Source organism: Marinomonas ushuaiensis DSM 15871 (assembly GCF_000521805.1).
GTDB classification, from domain to species: Bacteria; Pseudomonadota; Gammaproteobacteria; order Pseudomonadales; family Marinomonadaceae; genus Marinomonas; species Marinomonas ushuaiensis.
This window is the reverse complement of sequence record NZ_JAMB01000020.1, coordinates 1-17759: the sequence shown is the minus strand read 5'-3', so window position 1 is coordinate 17759 and position 17759 is coordinate 1. Positions and strand designations below refer to the sequence as shown.

Genomic DNA, 17759 nt, shown 5'->3' with positions numbered 1-17759 from the left:
TCCATGAATTATCGCGCTCTCTCGATCATCACATTTGCACTTTTTCTAGGTGCATGTAGTACAAAACCAACAGGGCCAATAATTCCGACACCTTCCAGTGTTGATGCCATAACTAAATGGGAAACATCAGGTCGAGTCGGCATTCGAACACCTGATGACGCAGTCTCAGGTAACTTTAATTGGCAGAAAGATTCTAAAACCTTTGACCTTTCTATTATTGGCCCTTTTGGACAAGGTGCAACAAAACTCAATCAGAAAGAAAACGGCTTAGTTACCTTAGCCTACGAAGATAAAATTATGACTGGTGATGACCCGGCAGAACTTTTACAAGATGAGCTAGGCTGGTCATTCCCTGTTAAACAAGTTACCTATTGGATTCGTGGCTTAGCCTCACCGAACTCACCAGCTCAAATAACCAAAGAGATGACTTCTGAAACTATAAGTAAAATAGAACAGGATGGATGGGTGATTACTTACAGTAATTTCACAAAAATAGACAGTTTGTCTTTACCCCAAAAAATGCAAGTTTCAAACCCACCGTTTAGAGTAAACTTAATTATTAACGAATGGACAGTTCAATAATCACAATGCGATTACCTTCACCTGCAAAATTAAATTTATTTTTACACATCACGGGTCAACGTGAAGATGGCTACCATGAGCTACAAACGCTCTTCCAATTTATTGATCTATGCGACACACTCGATTTTTCACTAACACAAAATAATCGCATCACCATTTCACCAGAAATCGAACATTTACCAACCAAAGACAACCTTATTTACAAGGCGGCTGAACTCCTTATTCCATTCAAAAGTGATCCTACATTTGGTGTTGATATTCTCCTAGAAAAACAATTACCTATGGGTGGAGGTATCGGAGGGGGAAGTTCCAATGCAGCAACCACTTTATTAGCTCTAAACTCCCTTTGGGAATGCCATTTATCTTTAGAGAGATTAGCAGAGATGGGTGTAACATTAGGCGCTGATATTCCTATTTTTGTCATGGGTTTTTCCGCCTTTGCAGAAGGTGTTGGTGAGAAGCTTCAAAAAGTTGAACCAGACACACCCTATTTTTTACTTCTCAAGCCCAATTGTCATGTCGCAACGGGTCAAATATTTGCTGATAAATATTTGACAAGAGACACCCCTCCCATCAGAATATCGCACGCCTTGAAGCTGGACGGGCATAATGATTGTTTAGACGTAGTTATTAAGCACAATCCTGAGGTAAATGAAGCCTATTTATGGCTTAAAAATCATGGGGATGCCAAATTAACAGGAACAGGCGCTTGTCTGTTTTTGGCATTTGATAATTTACGCGACGCTGAACGAGTAAAGTCCGTTACTCCACAAAAATGGCAAGCTTGGGTTTGTCGTGGCTGTAATACTTCTCCAACTCACGATGTACTAAACCAGTGGATTGAGCAAAATAGGGTTTAGTGTACCGAACATTTCACTTCCCAAAACCAGTCTATTTTCATTGCTACAAAATACAAAGGGTATACACAGTGTCTAAGTTGATGGTTTTTACCGGTAATGCAAACCCTGAACTCGCTCGCAGAGTGGTACGCCGTTTAGGCCTACCAATCGGGAACGCAACTGTAGATAAATTTAGCGACGGTGAAATTGCGGTTGAGATCAATGAAAATGTGCGCGGTAAAGATGTTTTCATCATTCAATCTACCTGTGCACCCAGCAATGACAATTTAATGGAACTGATTGTCATGGCCGACGCATTACGCCGAGCATCTGCATCACGTGTTACGGCAGTAATCCCATATTTTGGCTATGCTCGACAAGATCGTCGCGTACGTTCAGCTCGTGTACCTATTACAGCAAAAGTGGTTGCAGATATGATATCTGCTGTTGGTATCAATCGTGTATTAACCGTTGACCTTCACGCAGATCAAATCCAGGGGTTCTTCGATATACCTGTTGATAACGTTTATGCAACGCCTTTGTTACTTGATGATCTACAACGTCAAGGCCATGAAAATATCACAGTTGTTTCTCCTGATGTTGGTGGTGTTGTTCGTGCTCGTGCCTTTGCAAAATTACTCGACGATGCAGATTTGGCGATTATCGATAAACGTCGCCCACGCGCAAATGAAGCACAAATCATGCATTTGATTGGTGATGTAGCAGGCAAAACCTGCGTATTAGTTGATGACATGTGTGACACAGGTGGCACCTTATGCGCTGCCGCAAAAGCATTAAAAGAACACGGTGCTGCAAAAGTACTTGCCTACTGTACTCATCCAGTACTTTCTGGAAAGGCGATTGAGAACATTAAAAATTCCGTGCTTGATGAGTTGGTCGTGACTGATACCATCCCATTAACACAAGAGGCGCTTAATTGCCCTCAAATACGCCAATTGTCGATGTCTGACATTATGGCGGAGGCTGTTCGTCGTGTATGCAACGAAGAGTCTATCAGTGCCATGTTTGGGGCCTAAGCCAAACACTTACGCTCGGAAAGGGTCGCAGTTCTGGGCACAAACTTTATTATTATTAGGAAAATACCATGTCATTATCTATTAATGCCGTAGCACGAACTCAAGAAGGTAAAGGTGCGAGCCGCCGCCTTCGTAACGAACAACTAGTACCAGCTGTCATTTATGGCGGCGATGTTGCTCCACAATCTGTTTCTTTTAAAGACAACGAATTGCTTAAAGCAGTTGGCACTCCAGGTTTCTTAACTGGTTTAGTTGAAGTATCTGTAGACGGCAAAGCAGAAAAAGTTCTTGTTAAAGCCCTACAACGTCATCCAGCAACAGGTGCAGTAATGCACATGGATCTTCAGCGTATTCAAGAAGATAAAGCGATCACAACTCGTGTTCCTTTAAGCTTCATCAATGCAGCTCAAAGTGAAGGTGTTAACAAGCAAGGTGGTCGTTTGACTATCGAATCTAAATTGGCTGAAGTACGTTGCCTACCAGCAAACCTACCAGAAGCGCTAATCATCGACGTGATTGATGGTCAACTTGACCAAATCTTCCACTTGTCTGATGTTACTCTTCCTGAAGGCGTTGAGTTGATTTCTTTGTTGAAAGGCGAAGATCACAACCAACCTATCGGTCGTATCGGTAAAGCAAAACGTTAAGATAACTCATTGAAGGCAGTATTGTGGCAGGTTTCAGATTATTAGTCGGCTTGGGTAATCCAGGCAGCGAATACGAGAACACTCGCCACAATGCAGGCGTTCAGTGGATTGAGGCATTGGCTCGTCAGAGCCAGTGCTCTCTTCGTACTGAAAAGAAATTTTTTGGCCAATTTGGTAAAGTTTCTATAGCTGGTGAAGAATGCTATTTACTCATTCCCACAACCTATATGAATTTAAGCGGTAAAGCCGTACAAGCGGTTTCCCAGTTTTATAAAATCCCTCCTGAAGAAATCCTCGTCATTCATGACGAACTAGACATTCCACCAGGTACAGCCAAATTGAAAAAAGGCGGTGGGCATGGCGGTCACAACGGATTAAAAGATATTATTTCAAAGCTTGCGAATAACAGAGAGTTCGGACGACTACGACTAGGTATAGGTCATCCTGGGCATGCAAGCCAAGTCGCCAACTACGTTCTTAAAAAAGCAGCCCCTGACGACTATGCAAAAACAGAACAGACGATCGACGAATCATTGCGCTATGTAGATGACATTGTAAGCGGTAATTTAAATGCCGTTATGAATCAACTACACAGTTTTAAAGCATAACCACTTAATTATATATTTAGGAATTTCACTATGGGTTTTAATTGCGGCATCGTTGGACTGCCTAACGTCGGTAAATCAACTCTATTTAATGCACTAACTAAAGCAGGTATTGGCGCAGAAAATTTTCCTTTCTGCACCATCGAGCCAAATGCTGGTGTTGTGCCAATGCCAGACCCTCGCTTAGACGCACTTGCCGAAATAGTAAAACCAGAACGCGTTCTTGCTACAACAATGGAGTTTGTTGATATCGCCGGACTTGTTGAAGGCGCATCAAAAGGTGAAGGCCTTGGTAACAAATTCCTTGCCAATATCCGTGAAACAGACGCTATCGCTCATGTAGTTCGTTGCTTTGAAGACGAAAACGTTATTCATGTATCTAACCATGTGAATCCTAAAGCAGACATCGAAGTTATCAATCTTGAACTGATCTTTGCTGATATAGAGTCCATAGATAAACAAATATTCCGCACAGCTAAAAATGCAAAAAGCGGCAATAAAGAAGCCATTGCTCACAAAGCTTTTTTAGAAAACATTAAAGAACATTTGGAAAACGGCTTACCTGTACGCTCTCTGGAAATGTCTGACGATCAAAGGAAAGAAGTTCGTTTGCTACACCTTCTAACGACAAAGCCAACTATGTACATCGCTAACGTCGCTGAGGATGGTTTTGAAAACAATCCATACCTAGACCAGGTTAGAGAAATTGCCGCGGCAGAAGGCGCTGTCATCGTACCTATATGCAATCAGCTAGAAGCAGAAATTTCTGAGCTAGATGCAGAAGAAATGCAAGAATTTCTCGATGAAATGGGAATGGCAGAACCTGGCCTTGATCGCGTAATACGTGCAGGTTATGAGTTACTAGGTCTTCAAACCTACTTTACCGCTGGCGTAAAAGAAGTTCGCGCTTGGACTGTCAAAGAAGGCGCAACAGGCCCACAAGCTGCAGGCGTAATCCATACAGATTTCGAGAAAGGTTTCATTCGCGCCGAAGTCGTTAGCTATGACGACTTTATCCAATACAAGGGTGAAAGTGGTGCAAAAGAAGCAGGAAAATGGCGTTTAGAAGGTAAAGAGTACATTGTTAAAGACGGCGATGTGATGCATTTTCGCTTTAATGTATAGTAAAAAGTAAGATTTTAAGAAAAACACTTGACCCATTAACGGGTTATATGAATAATATCGCGCCACAGAGACAGTAGATCATTTCATGTGAACTGTCTTTCTGTGAGTCTGTTGGGGTATAGCCAAGCGGTAAGGCAACAGGTTTTGATCCTGTCATGCGTAGGTTCGAATCCTTCTACCCCAGCCACAGACGAACGGCTATGTAGCTCAGTTGGTTAGAGCACATCACTCATAATGATGGGGTCACTAGTTCGAATCTAGTCATAGCCACCACAATTCGATATATTGGGGTATAGCCAAGCGGTAAGGCAACAGGTTTTGATCCTGTCATGCGTAGGTTCGAATCCTTCTACCCCAGCCATCGATAGTTCATTATTACTAGTTAAGATACAGTTTAGGCTATGTAGCTCAGTTGGTTAGAGCACATCACTCATAATGATGGGGTCACTAGTTCGAATCTAGTCATAGCCACCATATAGCTGCAGTATTTTTTGGGGTATAGCCAAGCGGTAAGGCAACAGGTTTTGATCCTGTCATGCGTAGGTTCGAATCCTTCTACCCCAGCCATCTTTCAAGACTCCCTTACGATAATCTCTTCATATATCCTTAATTCACTGGATTTTGTTTTTCTACGACCTATAATTAGAAAAAACCTATCTCACTTGATATATGGACCCTTCATTATGAAATTAATAAAATCTGCTTTTGCTCTATCAACAGTATTGCTAACAAGCGCAGCCCATGCTGACTTTCTCGGCGCGAACGCTGAAGCTGGTATTTTTGACAGTAGTGATGGGTCTGCAACCTATGCAAGCCTTGATATACAACATCCGATCCCTTTAATTCCAAACCTTCGTATGGATGTTTGGGACTTTGAATCAGACCCTTCTGGAACCGATATTAGCCATTTAGACTTTACAGGTTATTATGGTGTAGGTTTATTATGGGCAAGCATTGAAGGTGGTCTTACATTCCGCAACCTAGATATGACACAAGGCTCATCTAGCGATAGCGAATCCGTACCAATGCTTTTCTTAGCTGCATCTCTTGCTATTCCTGGCACAGGTATTACTCTAGCAGCTGAATCTAAGAGCATCTCTTCATTTGATAGCGTTACCATTTCTGATCAATCATTCAAAATACAATACCAACCTATACCTGTTCTTGGCCTAGAAGCTGGTTACCGTTCAATTGATCAAGAAACCAACTTCCTTGGCAATATTGATTACGATGGCTATTTCATCGGCGTAACAATCGACATTTAATCGCCTTCGAAAAACTCTTCAAAAAAAACTCTAGCCCTTAGAAAAGGACTAGAGTTTTTTTGTTTCAGACAACCTAATACTTAATAGATTTGTCTAGTTTGCCTTTAAGAAAGAAATTTCACCATCAGAAACATCCGCTACAATTCGATCACCTGTAACAAACTTCCCAGCAAGTAACTCATTAGCCAGTGGATTTTCTATCCATTTTTGAATAGCACGCTTTAATGGCCTAGCACCATAAATTGGATCATATCCCACCTCGACCAATTGATCAGACGCCTCATCAGTTAAAGTAAGCGACATCCCCATCTCACTCAACCTTTCATTCAAATGTGAAAGTTGAACCGTGGCAATACCTTTAATTTGCGAGCGCATCAACGGATGAAAGACAACGGTTTCATCAATCCGGTTAATGAATTCTGGTCGAAAATGAGAACCAACCACTTCCATTACTTTCGATTTAATTTCTTCATACTGATTTTCAGACTGATACTCTTGAATTAAGTCAGAGCCCAGATTAGACGTCATCACAATAACAGTATTTCTAAAATCAACCGTACGCCCCTGCCCATCCGTTAAGCGGCCGTCATCTAAGACCTGCAATAAAATATTAAATACGTCTGGATGTGCTTTCTCTACCTCATCAAGCAACAACACAGAGTATGGTCGGCGCCTTACCGCTTCGGTTAAGTAACCACCTTCCTCATAGCCGACATAACCCGGAGGCGCACCAATCAATCGAGCAACAGAGTGCTTCTCCATAAATTCAGACATATCGACTCGAACCATGGCTTGCTCTGTATCAAATAAGAATCTCGCCAATGACTTACAAAGTTCAGTTTTACCAACACCAGTTGGCCCTAAGAACAGAAAGGAACCATTAGGGCGATTTGGATCTGCAAGACCTGATCGAGAGCGCCTAACCGCATTAGAGACAGCCGAAACCGCTTCATTCTGCCCCATGACAGATTCATGCAATGAATCTTCCATTCGTAATAATTTATCACGCTCTCCTTCTAACATTTTATCGACTGGAATTCCTGTCCATCGAGAAACGACTGTCGCAATTTCTTCCTCTGTTACTCGTCGTTTCAATAAGCGAGTTTCAGTATTTTCTTCTTCTTGACTGGCTTTCTCTATTTCCGCCTCAAGCATTGGAATCACACCGTACTGAAACTCAGACATTTTAGCGAGATTACCACTACGGCGCGCTTCTTCCATTTCATGGCGAACTGACTCTAACTCTTCTTTCAATTTCTGCGCACCATGGACAGCCGCTTTTTCAGCATTCCAAATTTCTTCTAAATCTGAAAATTGCTTCTGTAAAAGCTCAATTTCATCTTCGAGCTCAGTCAAGCGCATCTTAGACGCTTTGTCTTTTTCTTTTTTAAGTGCCTCTCTCTCAATTTTTAACTGAATCAAGCGGCGCTCTAAGCGATCCATATCTTCTGGTTTTGAATCCATTTCCATACGAATACGACTTGCCGCTTCGTCAATCAGATCTATTGCTTTGTCCGGTAGCTGACGATCAGTAATGTATCGCTGAGAAAGTTTGGCCGCCGCAATGATGGCAGAGTCCGTAATATCCACACCGTGATGCACTTCATAACGCTCTTTTAAGCCTCGAAGAATAGCAATCGAGTCCAAAACCGTTGGCTCTTCTACAAGCACTTTTTGGAAGCGTCTTTCTAAAGCGGCGTCTTTTTCAATATATTGGCGATATTCATCGAGCGTTGTGGCACCAACACAATGCAACTCTCCACGCGCCAATGCAGGCTTAAGCATATTTCCAGCATCCATGGAGCCTTCTGATTTACCAGCACCAACCATGGTATGAATTTCATCAATAAACAAAATGATTTGACCTTCTTGTTTAGAGAGCTCATTCAATAACGCCTTTAAACGCTCTTCAAATTCCCCACGGTATTTCGCGCCTGCAATCAGTGCCCCCATATCGAGAGATAAAACACGCTTATTTTTTAAACCTTCAGGTACTTCACCATTAATAATACGCTGCGCCAAACCTTCGACAATGGCTGTTTTACCAACGCCAGGCTCACCAATTAAAACAGGATTATTTTTACGACGACGCTGTAATACTTGAATCGTACGACGTATTTCGTCATCTCGCCCAATAACAGGGTCAAGCTTACCTTGTGCCGCCCTCTCAGTAAGATCGACTGTGTATTTATCTAAAGCCTGACGATTTCCTTCTGCATCAGGATCGTTCACAGAATCGCCACCACGAACACTATCAATCACAACCGCGATATCCGCTTTTGTGACACTACTGGCTTTCAATGCTTTAGCTAAGTCATCTTTGCCATCAAACATTGCCATCAAGACCAATTCAGAGGAAATATATTGATCTTTTCGTTTTTGAGATTCCTTATCTGCCAAATTAAGCAAACGACCTAGCTCTGGCGACATTTGGATATTGCCATCGTGATCTTTCACTTTAGGCAAGCGTGACAAAAGCCCGTTCAAGCTTTCACGAAATTTCGTCACGGCAATACCGGCTTGCTGTAAAATAGGTCGAGTACTTCCGCCCTGTTGATCTAGCAAGGCAATCATTAAATGGAGGGCTTCGATATAAGAATGATCTTGCCCAAGTGCAACAGACTGAGCGTCAGAAAGCGCTAGCTGCAATTTACTGGTTAAACGATCTATACGCATGGCGTGACATCCTTTTTAAACTTTTCTTTATAAGTAATAGAGGCATTTTCTTTGAGAGTAATAAGAAGACTGTTTCAGTTAAAAACTTAATAGCTCCCAAAAACAGCTTTTCAAGCTCCCAAGTGTCATTTATTTGACACTCGTCAAAAAATACGCTTATTTTTACTGATCAATCCATATAACAGAAGCCATCCGCCCTGTTTTTACATTACGTCGATAAGAGAAAAAAGTCGTTTCATCAGTGTATGTACAATAATCACCACCATAAATAGCAGTAACACCAGCTGCAACCAATCGCTGTCGAGCCAATAGATAAAGATTACCTAACCACTTACCTTTGTTTTGTGCAGGTTGAAAAGCGGCTTTCGCTTCAGGAAGCACATCCATAAATGCTTCTTTCACCTCTTCTCCTACCTCAAAAGCAGTAGGGCCAATCGCAGGCCCTAACCAGACCATAATCGCTTCATTTTTATCAAAGCGTTTTAATGTTGCTTCTAGCACTCCAGCGCATAACCCTCTCCAACCAGCATGAGCCACTGCTACTTGAGTACCTGATTGATTACAGAAAAAGACCGGCAAGCAATCTGCAGTCAGTACAGCACAAACTTGATCTTTAACTTCTGAAAAAGCCGCATCTGCACTTTCTGGCAAGCTATCACAGGGCAAACTAACCACGTCGGTTCCATGAACTTGATTCAGCCAAACTACTGTACTTGGCATCTCAATATAAGAAGAAAATAAATGACGATTTTGAACAACAACATCAGAATCATCCTTAACATGAAGCCCTAAATTCAGGCTATCAAAAGGCGGCTCGCTTTCTCCTCCAATACGAGTTGAAACATAAGCTCGAATAGATGATGGAGCAGGCCAAGTAGGCGTTATAAAAGAAGATGCATTGGAAGACATAAAAACCTCTACACAATAGGCGTAAAATAAAAAGGCTGCCGAAGCAGCCTTGATAAACTAAAAATACTCAGAGTCATCTGAGCCAGACTCCACCACATCCCTTTTGAGAGCAGCCAACAGCGTTTTCATATCATCAGGAAGATCAACTTCCCATTCCATCCATTCACCTGTGACTGGATGAGCAAGCTCTAACCTTTTGGCGTGCAATGCTTGTCGGCGGAATTTACGCAATTCTTCCTGCAATTCTGGAGAACAGGCTTTTGGCATTTTCAAACGACCACCATATTGTGGATCGCCAACCAATGGATATTGAATAAAAGCCATGTGCACACGAATTTGATGGGTTCGTCCCGTTTCTAATTTTAGACGAATATGAGTATGATTTTTAAAGCGTTCAACTAAACGATAATGTGTAACCGCATTTTTTCCACGTACAGGCTCAACCGCTTGCTTCTGACGATTATGAGGGTGACGACCAATTGGCTCATCAACCATCCCACCGCCAGTCATGATCCCAATAGAAATTGCTTCATATTCACGCCCCATGCTACGCTCTTGTAACTGGGACACTAAATCTGTCTGGGCAATTAAGGTTTTTGCAACCACCATCAACCCTGTCGTTTCTTTATCAAGACGATGGACAATACCCGCACGAGGTATATGAGCCGTTTCGGGCGCATGATGAAGAATGGCATTCATTAAAGTACCATCACGGTTACCTACCGCTGGATGCACCACCAAGCCTGCAGGCTTATTAACAATAAGTATGTCATCGTCTTCATAGACAATATCAAGCGCCATTTCTTGCGCTTCATGATCTTCTTGAGCTTCAATAACGATATCAAGAGTTACGATTTCACCACCAAAAAGCTTTTCCTTTGGCTTAGTAACTTTACCGTCAACCTTTAATGCGCCCTCTTTAATCCAACTCTGGATTCGAGAACGAGAATAATCGCCAAATAATTCCGTCGAAATTTGATCGAAGCGGTTGCCGCCTAAATCGAAAGGTACTTGGGCTTCTTTTACTATGCGCTCTGCCATACAATGTACTTTAATCTATTATTTTCAGTTCATTGGTTTTATCATTGAACTTGAAAGTGAAAAAACGTGTAGCGCCTTGCTCTTCATCATCTATTCGCAATAAAACGCTACAAAATGCCGATTGAGGCTAATCTACTACCATATCAAGGTTTTGATTATACATGGGATTTCATCACTCGTTGCTCCGATTTTCTGGAATAGTAAGTTTTTCTTTATTCATTGTGGCTTGTTCAAGTAAACCAGTACAAGAACCTGACCTTCCTGAGCGCGTCTATTACGATAAAGCACAGCAAGCATTGGAAGAAAATCTTCCTAGTACTGCCATAAAACACTTAAAGGATTTAGACTCTCGCTATCCATTTGGCGAATTTAGTACACGCGCTGAATTGGACTTAATCTATGCCCAAATGCAAGCAGGCGAACATATCGCTGCACACGCTACAGCCGAGCGATTTATAAAAAACCACCCAGAGCATGATTCACTTGGTTACGTCTATTACATGCGTGCCTTATCAACCTATCAAGGCGCAGAAAGCTTGTTATCACGCTATTTGAATCAAGACCCAAGTGAAAGGGATGCAAAAGAACTGTCTAAAGCATTTAATGAACTCGCTGACTTTACCTCTCGTTTTCCAAATAACATTTACGCTCCAGACGCAAAAGCAAGAATGTATTATTTACGCGAAATGGTCGCACGACATGAACTAACCGTGGCTCGCTATTACTTAAAAAGAAAGGCCCCTCTTTCGGCATTACGCCGAAGCCAAGAAGTGATTCAAAATTACCCAAGCACAGTTGCAGTGGAAGATGCTTTAGCCATTAATGTTCAATCTTATAACGACCTGCAGAAAACAAGCTTGGCGCAAACAAATCTAACGGTTTTGAAACAAAGTTTCCCGAACTCCTCACATATAGATGAACAAGGAAATTTCATTCCACTTGAACTCCCAAGCGATGCAGATCCAAGCTTCCTATACTGGATCACTTTTGGATTAATTGATTAGAACAAAATAAATCTAATAAGCAGGGAAGAGAACAACTTCTTGCCCTGCTTCCCATGCCGGCATTTTCTTCATAACTATTGCGCTAAATAAATGAGAATTGAGGAAACCATTCAGCCAAGTTTTTACATGACTATATTCAGATTGTTCAAACCAGTCTGGACGGACTGCCGCGAATTGACGCACAAATGGAAAAACTGCGACATCAGCAAGACAAATTTCATTACCAAATAAAAAATCATTTTCTTCTAAACGCTTATTCAAACGCTTTAGAAAAACCTCTCCTTTATTACGATAGTACTCTTCACTAAACTCAGGAAATCGATCCGCGTATTTGTAACGATCTAACCAATATTTAAAAAAATGATCGTTATACTTTATCCAGGCGATTACCTTACTTTTTTGCACCATAGATTGCGGCCAAAGAGCACATGACATTTTAGGTTTATTAGAATTAGAGAGTGCCCAAAAAATAATATCCAGACTCTCAGGATATCTAGCACCCTTAACATCAATCAACTGAGGAACACTAGAACGGCCTCCCAAAGACAATAGTGCTTGTGGCTTAGACCTTAAAACGACTTCTCGCAGCTCAACTGAAACATCTAAAAGTGCAAGAGTGTATCTAGCTCTAATTGCATAAGGACAGCGCCTGAATGAATACATTATAGGTAACAAAGAAACTCCGGCTTTATTTTTTGAATAACTTAACCCTGTAGAATGTTTTCTTACTCAAATGGAACTGCATATAATAGTTCCTTTAGAAAGAAGAAAGTGCTTCGTATGAAAATTTGGCTACTCACTCACACAGAAGAATTGAAGAAGACATCTGGCACAGGAAAATTAGTAAAAGACACCCTTAAAAATGATTGTGAAATCATTGAGTGGTCTAGAGTCTCTCCTGAGCAGGCAATTTTAGATTTACCTCCAACCAATACTCTTCTTATCTATCCATACGAAGAAGCACAAAAGACATTATCCACTACACCTGTGTCAAACATCGATAATATCATTATTATCGATGGCACTTGGCAGCAAGCTAGGAAAATATACAATCGCTCTCCCTATTTAAAAAAGTTTCAGCATTATGAGATAAAAGGAGTCACATCAGTTTATTGCAAACGCCGAAACCAGAAGAACACGGGGCTTTGCACTGCTGAAGTGGCTATCCATATTTTAACAGAATACCAACACTCAGCAGCTGGTAAACTATCAAAACAATTTCTAGAATTTAATCAATAACACAAACCTTAATTTCACCTAAATGCTCAACCCAAGCAAACATTTCATCACCGACAACAACAGAACCTACATTTTCAGGCGTTCCTGTCATAATTAAATCACCAGCACGCAACTCAAACACTTCCGAGAGCTTGCAGATAACCTCTTCAATAGACCAAGTTAAATTCGAAACGCGGCTAATTTGCTTAAGCTCACCATTCACTTTTAGACCTATTTCACCTTTAGAAACACGTTCAGACAGCAGGTCATTTTTTAAAACAATTGGACTAACTGGTGCAGACTCATCGAATGACTTACCAACTTCCCATGGACGGCCTTTCTTTTTTGCTTGAGCTTGAAGGTCTCGTCGGGTCATATCTAAACCGACAGCATAACCAAGAACAGCATTTTCTGCCTGCTTCATAGTTAAATTGGCACCACCTTCCCCTATCGCAACCACTAACTCAACTTCATATTCAAATTGAGCTGTCGACATAGGATAGGAAATATTAGCCTGCTCGGAAAAGCCAACAGGAACGACACTTGAAGCATCCTTAGCAAAAAAAAATGGAGGATCTCTTTCTGGGTCATCTCCCATTTCTTTAGAATGCTCTGCATAGTTACGCCCAACACAATAAACACGACCAACAGGAAAAACTTGATCACTATTAGCTATAGGTAAAAAAATACGTTTTTGTTCCGGTACAATATGCTTCACGCAAACCTCAATTCAATACGTTATACCTGTGTGCAGATATAATCTAAAAATGCCCCGATTTTATCCATATAAAACAGGCAGACTCAACAGACCAAAGATCCAACGAAAAATTTGGCTCTCTCAACCAATCACCTGAAACAATCACCCTATCTCCGTATTTAGCCTCACCTGAAACAACAAATAGCTCAACAGAACAAGACAACTCTAATTGGGCCATAAGATTTTTAGAATTACTCATACGAACAAGCCAAACACGCTCAGTACCATATTGATAAAGTGGTAAAACTTCATCTATATCTGAAGACCATATACTAGGGGTCTCAATATACACCTGATTAAGATCAGATACTTGAAACTGATGCAGCTTCACAAGTAACAGACAACCTTCGACACTATGAGGCGCATGACTACTTCCAGGAGGGTTTCGAAAGTAACTACCTGCTTTATAGTCACCTTTTTCATCAGAAAAAACGCCTTGCAGCACTAAAATCTCCTCACCTAAAGGGTGAGGGTGAGCACGAAAAACCGACTCTGCCTGATACCGCACTAAACTCGTCGCATGTCCACGCTCTGACTCCTCCCTTGCTAAGGGTTTTCTATATACACCAGACATAGGGCTTGCAATCCAATCAATCTTATTGGTGTGCATAAAGACCGTTTGAGCAAAATCCATGTTGAGCATAATCAGGTGCCAAGCAAATAGTGAAGAATCAGTTTAACGGTTTGCTCAAATAACAATCAAGCCATTCTTTACAATACACTTACGTGTCATCAAAAATAAAAAAAGGCACCAAGCGTTTCCACTTGGTGCCAAAATGTTCCAATAATCAATCTACAAGAGAAAAAACATGGAACCTTGAATGATCGTACTTAACATAAGGCTCCTTTAAAATTAATATGGAGCCTTAGAGTAAATAAAATCAACCACTTAACTAGTTGGAGATTTTAGAAGCCGTAGTAAACACCGACAGCAGTTGTAGTGTCTTCAGTTGCATCAAGTTGACCAACTTCTCCGTATACATACATGTTTGAAGCAAGGCTATACGTTACACCTGCAGCGTATTCGTTGTAGTCATCCGCAGAATCAGGAGAAACAACTTGTGCTGAAGCATAAAGATCACCAGCACCATAGCCATAGCGAGTTGCTAAACCTACAATATCTTGTACATCTGTAGTTGACTCAGTTTTAGCTGTTACAGATAAGGCAGGTGATACCTGATAACTAGCTGCGAAACCAATTGTTTCGTCATCACCATCATCAAGAGAGTCATAACCTGCAGAAATAGTAAGCGCATCAACGCTGTACTTAGCTACAGCCGTAGTCGCATTACCCGCACCTTCAGCAGTATTTACTTGTGAAGAAACTTGAAACTCGAACCCACCAAAAGAAGGAGAGAAGTAAGCAATTGTGTCACCTTCTTCTGCGGTATCAGCAACGCCAAGACCAAGGTACTCAAATTGATCAATTCCATCTTGGATGGCATCATTGTAAATACTGTCGAAAGAACCAACTTTTACTTTACCAAAGTTACCTTGTAAGCCAACGAATGCTTGGTCAAGTTGAGCCTCATTAGCGCCATCACCATCTTCGTCAGCATCGAACTCTAGTTCGTATTTGAAGAAACCAGTCAAATCATCATTGACTTTAGTCTCACCTTGTACACCTAAAGTCGAGCCATTGTCAGCAAAATCTCCAGCACCTTCAGTATCACTAATTACATACTGGATGTTACCGTAAATATCTACTGTAGAACCTTCTGCCGCATAAGCAGATACAGACGTAAGAGCAACACTTGATACTGCGATAGCAATAATTGACTTTTTCATTTTCGTTTCCCTTTTTAATGTTTGCATTTTTCTTTTGAACGCTCGATATAAGCAAGCAACAAGCAAACAATCTAAACATTCTGCAAAAAAAGGCAACCTAGTGCGTGATAATTGCATATTCTATTCGCTATCAGTGCTTTTTTTGTGAAATATAAGATTTAAAAAGGATTTCTAAATATAAAAAAGTCTCGTTGAAAAGTGAATAAAACCTTTAATTTCAGATAGTTAAATAAAGAAATGAAAAAATAAAGATGCAAGAAATGCAAACAAATTGAACTTAAAGCTGTTAATTCGAAAGTATTGCGTCAAGAAAGGAGTAAAACACCAAAAAAGGAAGGCATTAAATACAAAAGGTTAGAAGATCGAGGGTCAAATAACCCTCGAAAACGAAGAAGTACGATTACCACATCAGATCATCTGGGATCTGAAAGTCTGCATAAGGGTCATCATCAACACTTTCTACACGGTTGTTACAGACTAATATGTAAGATGAGTCTCGCTCATTAATTTTCACTGCAACGGGCTCTGGAATTATCTCATATTGCTGATCAAGTTTAGCAATTGCCAAATGCCCTCGACTCAAATCATTATGCATAGCCTGGCTAATATATAACTGCTTCACTTTTTTGGCATCTGTAAAGTGATAAGCAATATCCCCATTCTCTTTACGAACTCGATTTTGCTCAATCATCTGACGTATCTGCCCTTGAACTGCTTTCTGTTCAGCAAGTTTTTGGCGTTCTAAATTCAAAGCTCGATCTTTTTCTATTTTTTCAACTCTTTGGCGCTTAAGCTCTTCCTGCTTTTCAAGCTCATCCGCTGCAGACGCAGTAGCCTTACCTTTTTTTACTTGTTGCTTGTGCTGTAATTTTTCAGCTTTAAGCTTTTTAACTTTTTTCTTATCAACAAGCCCAACGCCAAGCAATTGCTCTTGCAATGATTTCGCAGCCATTATTATCACCTTTATCACATTTCTAATACTCTGAGTAATATCAAGTATAAAAAATATTTCAATCACATCCTACAAAAACAAAAAAAGCGACTCAAAAGTCGCTTTTTAGTATTCGCACTGCTGAGAAGACTCTCAGCAACGTTACCTTATAAAGGTGTAACGTTTTGAGCTTCAGGGCCTTTTTTGCCTTGAGCTACTTGGAATTCAACTTTTTGGCCTTCAGCCAAAGTTTTGAAACCAGAAGTGTTGATTGCAGAGAAATGAACGAAAACGTCAGGACCTGAATCTTGAGTGATGAAACCGAAACCTTTAGTTTCGTTGAAAAATTTTACTGTACCAGTTACTACGTCAGACATGTCTGTTTATCCTGTAGGTTAAGTTAATTTATACGCAGGCGTTAATCGCCATACGTTATAGTGCTAAAAAAACTCGGTATTACTTATGACTTAACAGGACCGAACATACATGACGTAATATTCGCAACTCTGGACATAAATATTGCCAACTCTTTTAAACGAAACTGATTGTATTCCGCTTTCAACCACTGGGTCAATATAGTTTTGAAGATTTTTTGTACCGATTCAAAAAAACATATAACTTCAAACGGCAGAATTCATCTATCCATTTGAAATCATTGATAATAATAAATTAAATCATCACACTGTTTTCCCAAACTAAATATAACAACTATTCTTCTTATATTTGCATGATATTATTTCATAGAAAATTAATCGCCTAATCTGAGCGATTCACGATAACGTAATGCAATAAAAAATAATACGGTGACTCATGAACCTTTCAAAAAAGACATTACTACAAAGCCAATGACCTGCAAGGCTATACTCATGTAATCCATTACTTTTATAGATCTTTTATTAATTGCCACTTTAGGTGAACAAGCCATTGCTGCTTTTGGTATTGCCGGAGCCGGAGATAAAAACAAGGCAGGATTAGAAGTAGCCTCAGGCTAAGGTCATTAATCTCAGTTTTTTCATTTTTTCATAAGCCACTCTTTATTTCACACCAACGTTGATAGTAAATAGCATGACCAAGCCTTATTCGAATCGGAAGCGGCAACCTAGTCTTCAGTATTATTTGATGAAGTATTAAGAATTTATTCATTTAGGAAAACACTAAAAAACGCTTAGAAGTTTATAAATACGACTAACTTATTAAAAAAATTCGACATTCGAAACTCTCACCCATCAGAAGATTACCCTCATTATTTTTTACAGTGAAAAGGTCAATAGAATAAAAAATCATAAAATGTCTATTATTTGATCTTGCATTGAATAAACAGTTTCGCTAAAGTAT

At 40.4% G+C, this 17759-nt stretch carries 18 protein-coding genes and 5 tRNA genes; 14 read left to right on the top strand and 9 right to left on the bottom strand.

What is annotated here, in order from left to right:
- Positions 1-3 precede the first annotated feature (3 nt).
- From lolB to MUS1_RS14785, 12 genes are all read left to right on the top strand, one after another.
- Positions 4-582 carry a lipoprotein insertase outer membrane protein LolB gene (gene lolB / locus MUS1_RS14840; protein ID WP_036163861.1) on the top strand — a complete coding sequence of 193 codons (579 nt, stop codon included), beginning with the start codon at positions 4-6 and terminating at the stop codon, positions 580-582.
- Positions 583-587: 5 nt separating this feature from the next.
- On the top strand, positions 588-1442 hold the full coding sequence (ispE, locus tag MUS1_RS14835) for a 4-(cytidine 5'-diphospho)-2-C-methyl-D-erythritol kinase (protein ID WP_245595828.1): 855 nt from the start codon (positions 588-590) through the stop codon (positions 1440-1442).
- 68 nt (positions 1443-1510) lie between these two features.
- The gene (locus tag MUS1_RS14830) at positions 1511-2458 is read left to right on the top strand and encodes a ribose-phosphate diphosphokinase (protein WP_036163856.1); all 948 of its coding nucleotides are present in this window, start codon (positions 1511-1513) and stop codon (positions 2456-2458) included.
- 68 nt (positions 2459-2526) lie between these two features.
- On the top strand, positions 2527-3105 hold the full coding sequence (locus MUS1_RS14825; protein WP_036163854.1) for a 50S ribosomal protein L25/general stress protein Ctc: 579 nt from the start codon (positions 2527-2529) through the stop codon (positions 3103-3105).
- 23 nt (positions 3106-3128) lie between these two features.
- Complete coding sequence (gene pth, locus MUS1_RS14820) at positions 3129-3713, top strand: aminoacyl-tRNA hydrolase (protein ID WP_036163852.1); 585 nt, start codon at positions 3129-3131, stop codon at positions 3711-3713.
- A 30-nt stretch (positions 3714-3743) separates the two neighbouring features.
- Entirely contained in the window at positions 3744-4835 is a 1092-nt protein-coding gene (ychF, locus tag MUS1_RS14815) for a redox-regulated ATPase YchF (protein ID WP_036163851.1), read from the top strand.
- 112 nt (positions 4836-4947) lie between these two features.
- Positions 4948-5022 (top strand) — tRNA-Gln (locus MUS1_RS14810).
- Positions 5023-5031: 9 nt separating this feature from the next.
- A tRNA-Met gene (locus MUS1_RS14805) sits at positions 5032-5108 on the top strand.
- Positions 5109-5121: 13 nt separating this feature from the next.
- Positions 5122-5196: transfer RNA gene (locus tag MUS1_RS14800), tRNA-Gln, on the top strand.
- A gap of 36 nt (positions 5197-5232) precedes the next feature.
- A tRNA-Met gene (locus MUS1_RS14795) sits at positions 5233-5309 on the top strand.
- An 18-nt stretch (positions 5310-5327) separates the two neighbouring features.
- Positions 5328-5402, top strand: a tRNA-Gln gene (locus MUS1_RS14790).
- Between the two features lie 116 nt (positions 5403-5518).
- A complete protein-coding gene (locus tag MUS1_RS14785; RefSeq protein ID WP_051436382.1) occupies positions 5519-6100 on the top strand; it encodes a porin family protein in 582 nt (193 codons plus the stop codon).
- A 93-nt stretch (positions 6101-6193) separates the two neighbouring features.
- On the opposite strand, the gene clpB is transcribed toward MUS1_RS14785, so the two are convergent.
- The 3 genes from clpB to rluD form a co-directional block, all read right to left on the bottom strand.
- Positions 6194-8776, bottom strand: a complete 2583-nt coding sequence (clpB, locus tag MUS1_RS14780; RefSeq protein WP_036163848.1) for an ATP-dependent chaperone ClpB — start codon at positions 8774-8776, stop codon at positions 6194-6196.
- Between the two features lie 162 nt (positions 8777-8938).
- On the bottom strand, positions 8939-9685 hold the full coding sequence (gene pgeF / locus MUS1_RS14775; RefSeq protein WP_036163847.1) for a peptidoglycan editing factor PgeF: 747 nt from the start codon (positions 9683-9685) through the stop codon (positions 8939-8941).
- 57 nt (positions 9686-9742) lie between these two features.
- The gene (gene rluD / locus MUS1_RS14770; protein ID WP_036163845.1) at positions 9743-10726 is read right to left on the bottom strand and encodes a 23S rRNA pseudouridine(1911/1915/1917) synthase RluD; all 984 of its coding nucleotides are present in this window, start codon (positions 10724-10726) and stop codon (positions 9743-9745) included.
- Between the two features lie 161 nt (positions 10727-10887).
- Between rluD and MUS1_RS14765 the strand changes: the two genes are divergently transcribed.
- Positions 10888-11730, top strand: coding sequence for an outer membrane protein assembly factor BamD (locus tag MUS1_RS14765; protein WP_051436380.1), 843 nt, complete (start codon positions 10888-10890; stop codon positions 11728-11730).
- Between the two features lie 12 nt (positions 11731-11742).
- On the opposite strand, the gene MUS1_RS14760 is transcribed toward MUS1_RS14765, so the two are convergent.
- The gene (locus tag MUS1_RS14760) at positions 11743-12405 is read right to left on the bottom strand and encodes a glutathione S-transferase (protein ID WP_245595827.1); all 663 of its coding nucleotides are present in this window, start codon (positions 12403-12405) and stop codon (positions 11743-11745) included.
- A gap of 42 nt (positions 12406-12447) precedes the next feature.
- Between MUS1_RS14760 and MUS1_RS14755 the strand changes: the two genes are divergently transcribed.
- Entirely contained in the window at positions 12448-12969 is a 522-nt protein-coding gene (locus tag MUS1_RS14755; RefSeq protein ID WP_084035643.1) for a tRNA-uridine aminocarboxypropyltransferase, read from the top strand.
- Here MUS1_RS14755 and MUS1_RS14750 read toward each other — a convergent pair.
- The 5 genes from MUS1_RS14750 to MUS1_RS14730 form a co-directional block, all read right to left on the bottom strand.
- On the bottom strand, positions 12959-13666 hold the full coding sequence (locus MUS1_RS14750) for a fumarylacetoacetate hydrolase family protein (protein ID WP_036163840.1): 708 nt from the start codon (positions 13664-13666) through the stop codon (positions 12959-12961). The two genes, MUS1_RS14755 and MUS1_RS14750, sit on opposite strands and share 11 nt — an antisense overlap.
- 43 nt (positions 13667-13709) lie before the next feature.
- Positions 13710-14348, bottom strand: coding sequence for a cupin domain-containing protein (locus MUS1_RS14745; RefSeq protein WP_036163838.1), 639 nt, complete (start codon positions 14346-14348; stop codon positions 13710-13712).
- Positions 14349-14611: 263 nt separating this feature from the next.
- Complete coding sequence (locus MUS1_RS14740) at positions 14612-15493, bottom strand: porin (RefSeq protein WP_036163899.1); 882 nt, start codon at positions 15491-15493, stop codon at positions 14612-14614.
- A 400-nt stretch (positions 15494-15893) separates the two neighbouring features.
- Positions 15894-16445 (bottom strand): DUF2058 domain-containing protein, encoded by a 552-nt coding sequence (locus MUS1_RS14735; RefSeq protein WP_036163837.1) that lies wholly within the window; start codon positions 16443-16445, stop codon positions 15894-15896.
- 146 nt (positions 16446-16591) lie between these two features.
- On the bottom strand, positions 16592-16801 hold the full coding sequence (locus tag MUS1_RS14730; RefSeq protein ID WP_024024079.1) for a cold-shock protein: 210 nt from the start codon (positions 16799-16801) through the stop codon (positions 16592-16594).
- Between the last annotated feature and the right edge of the window lie 958 nt (positions 16802-17759).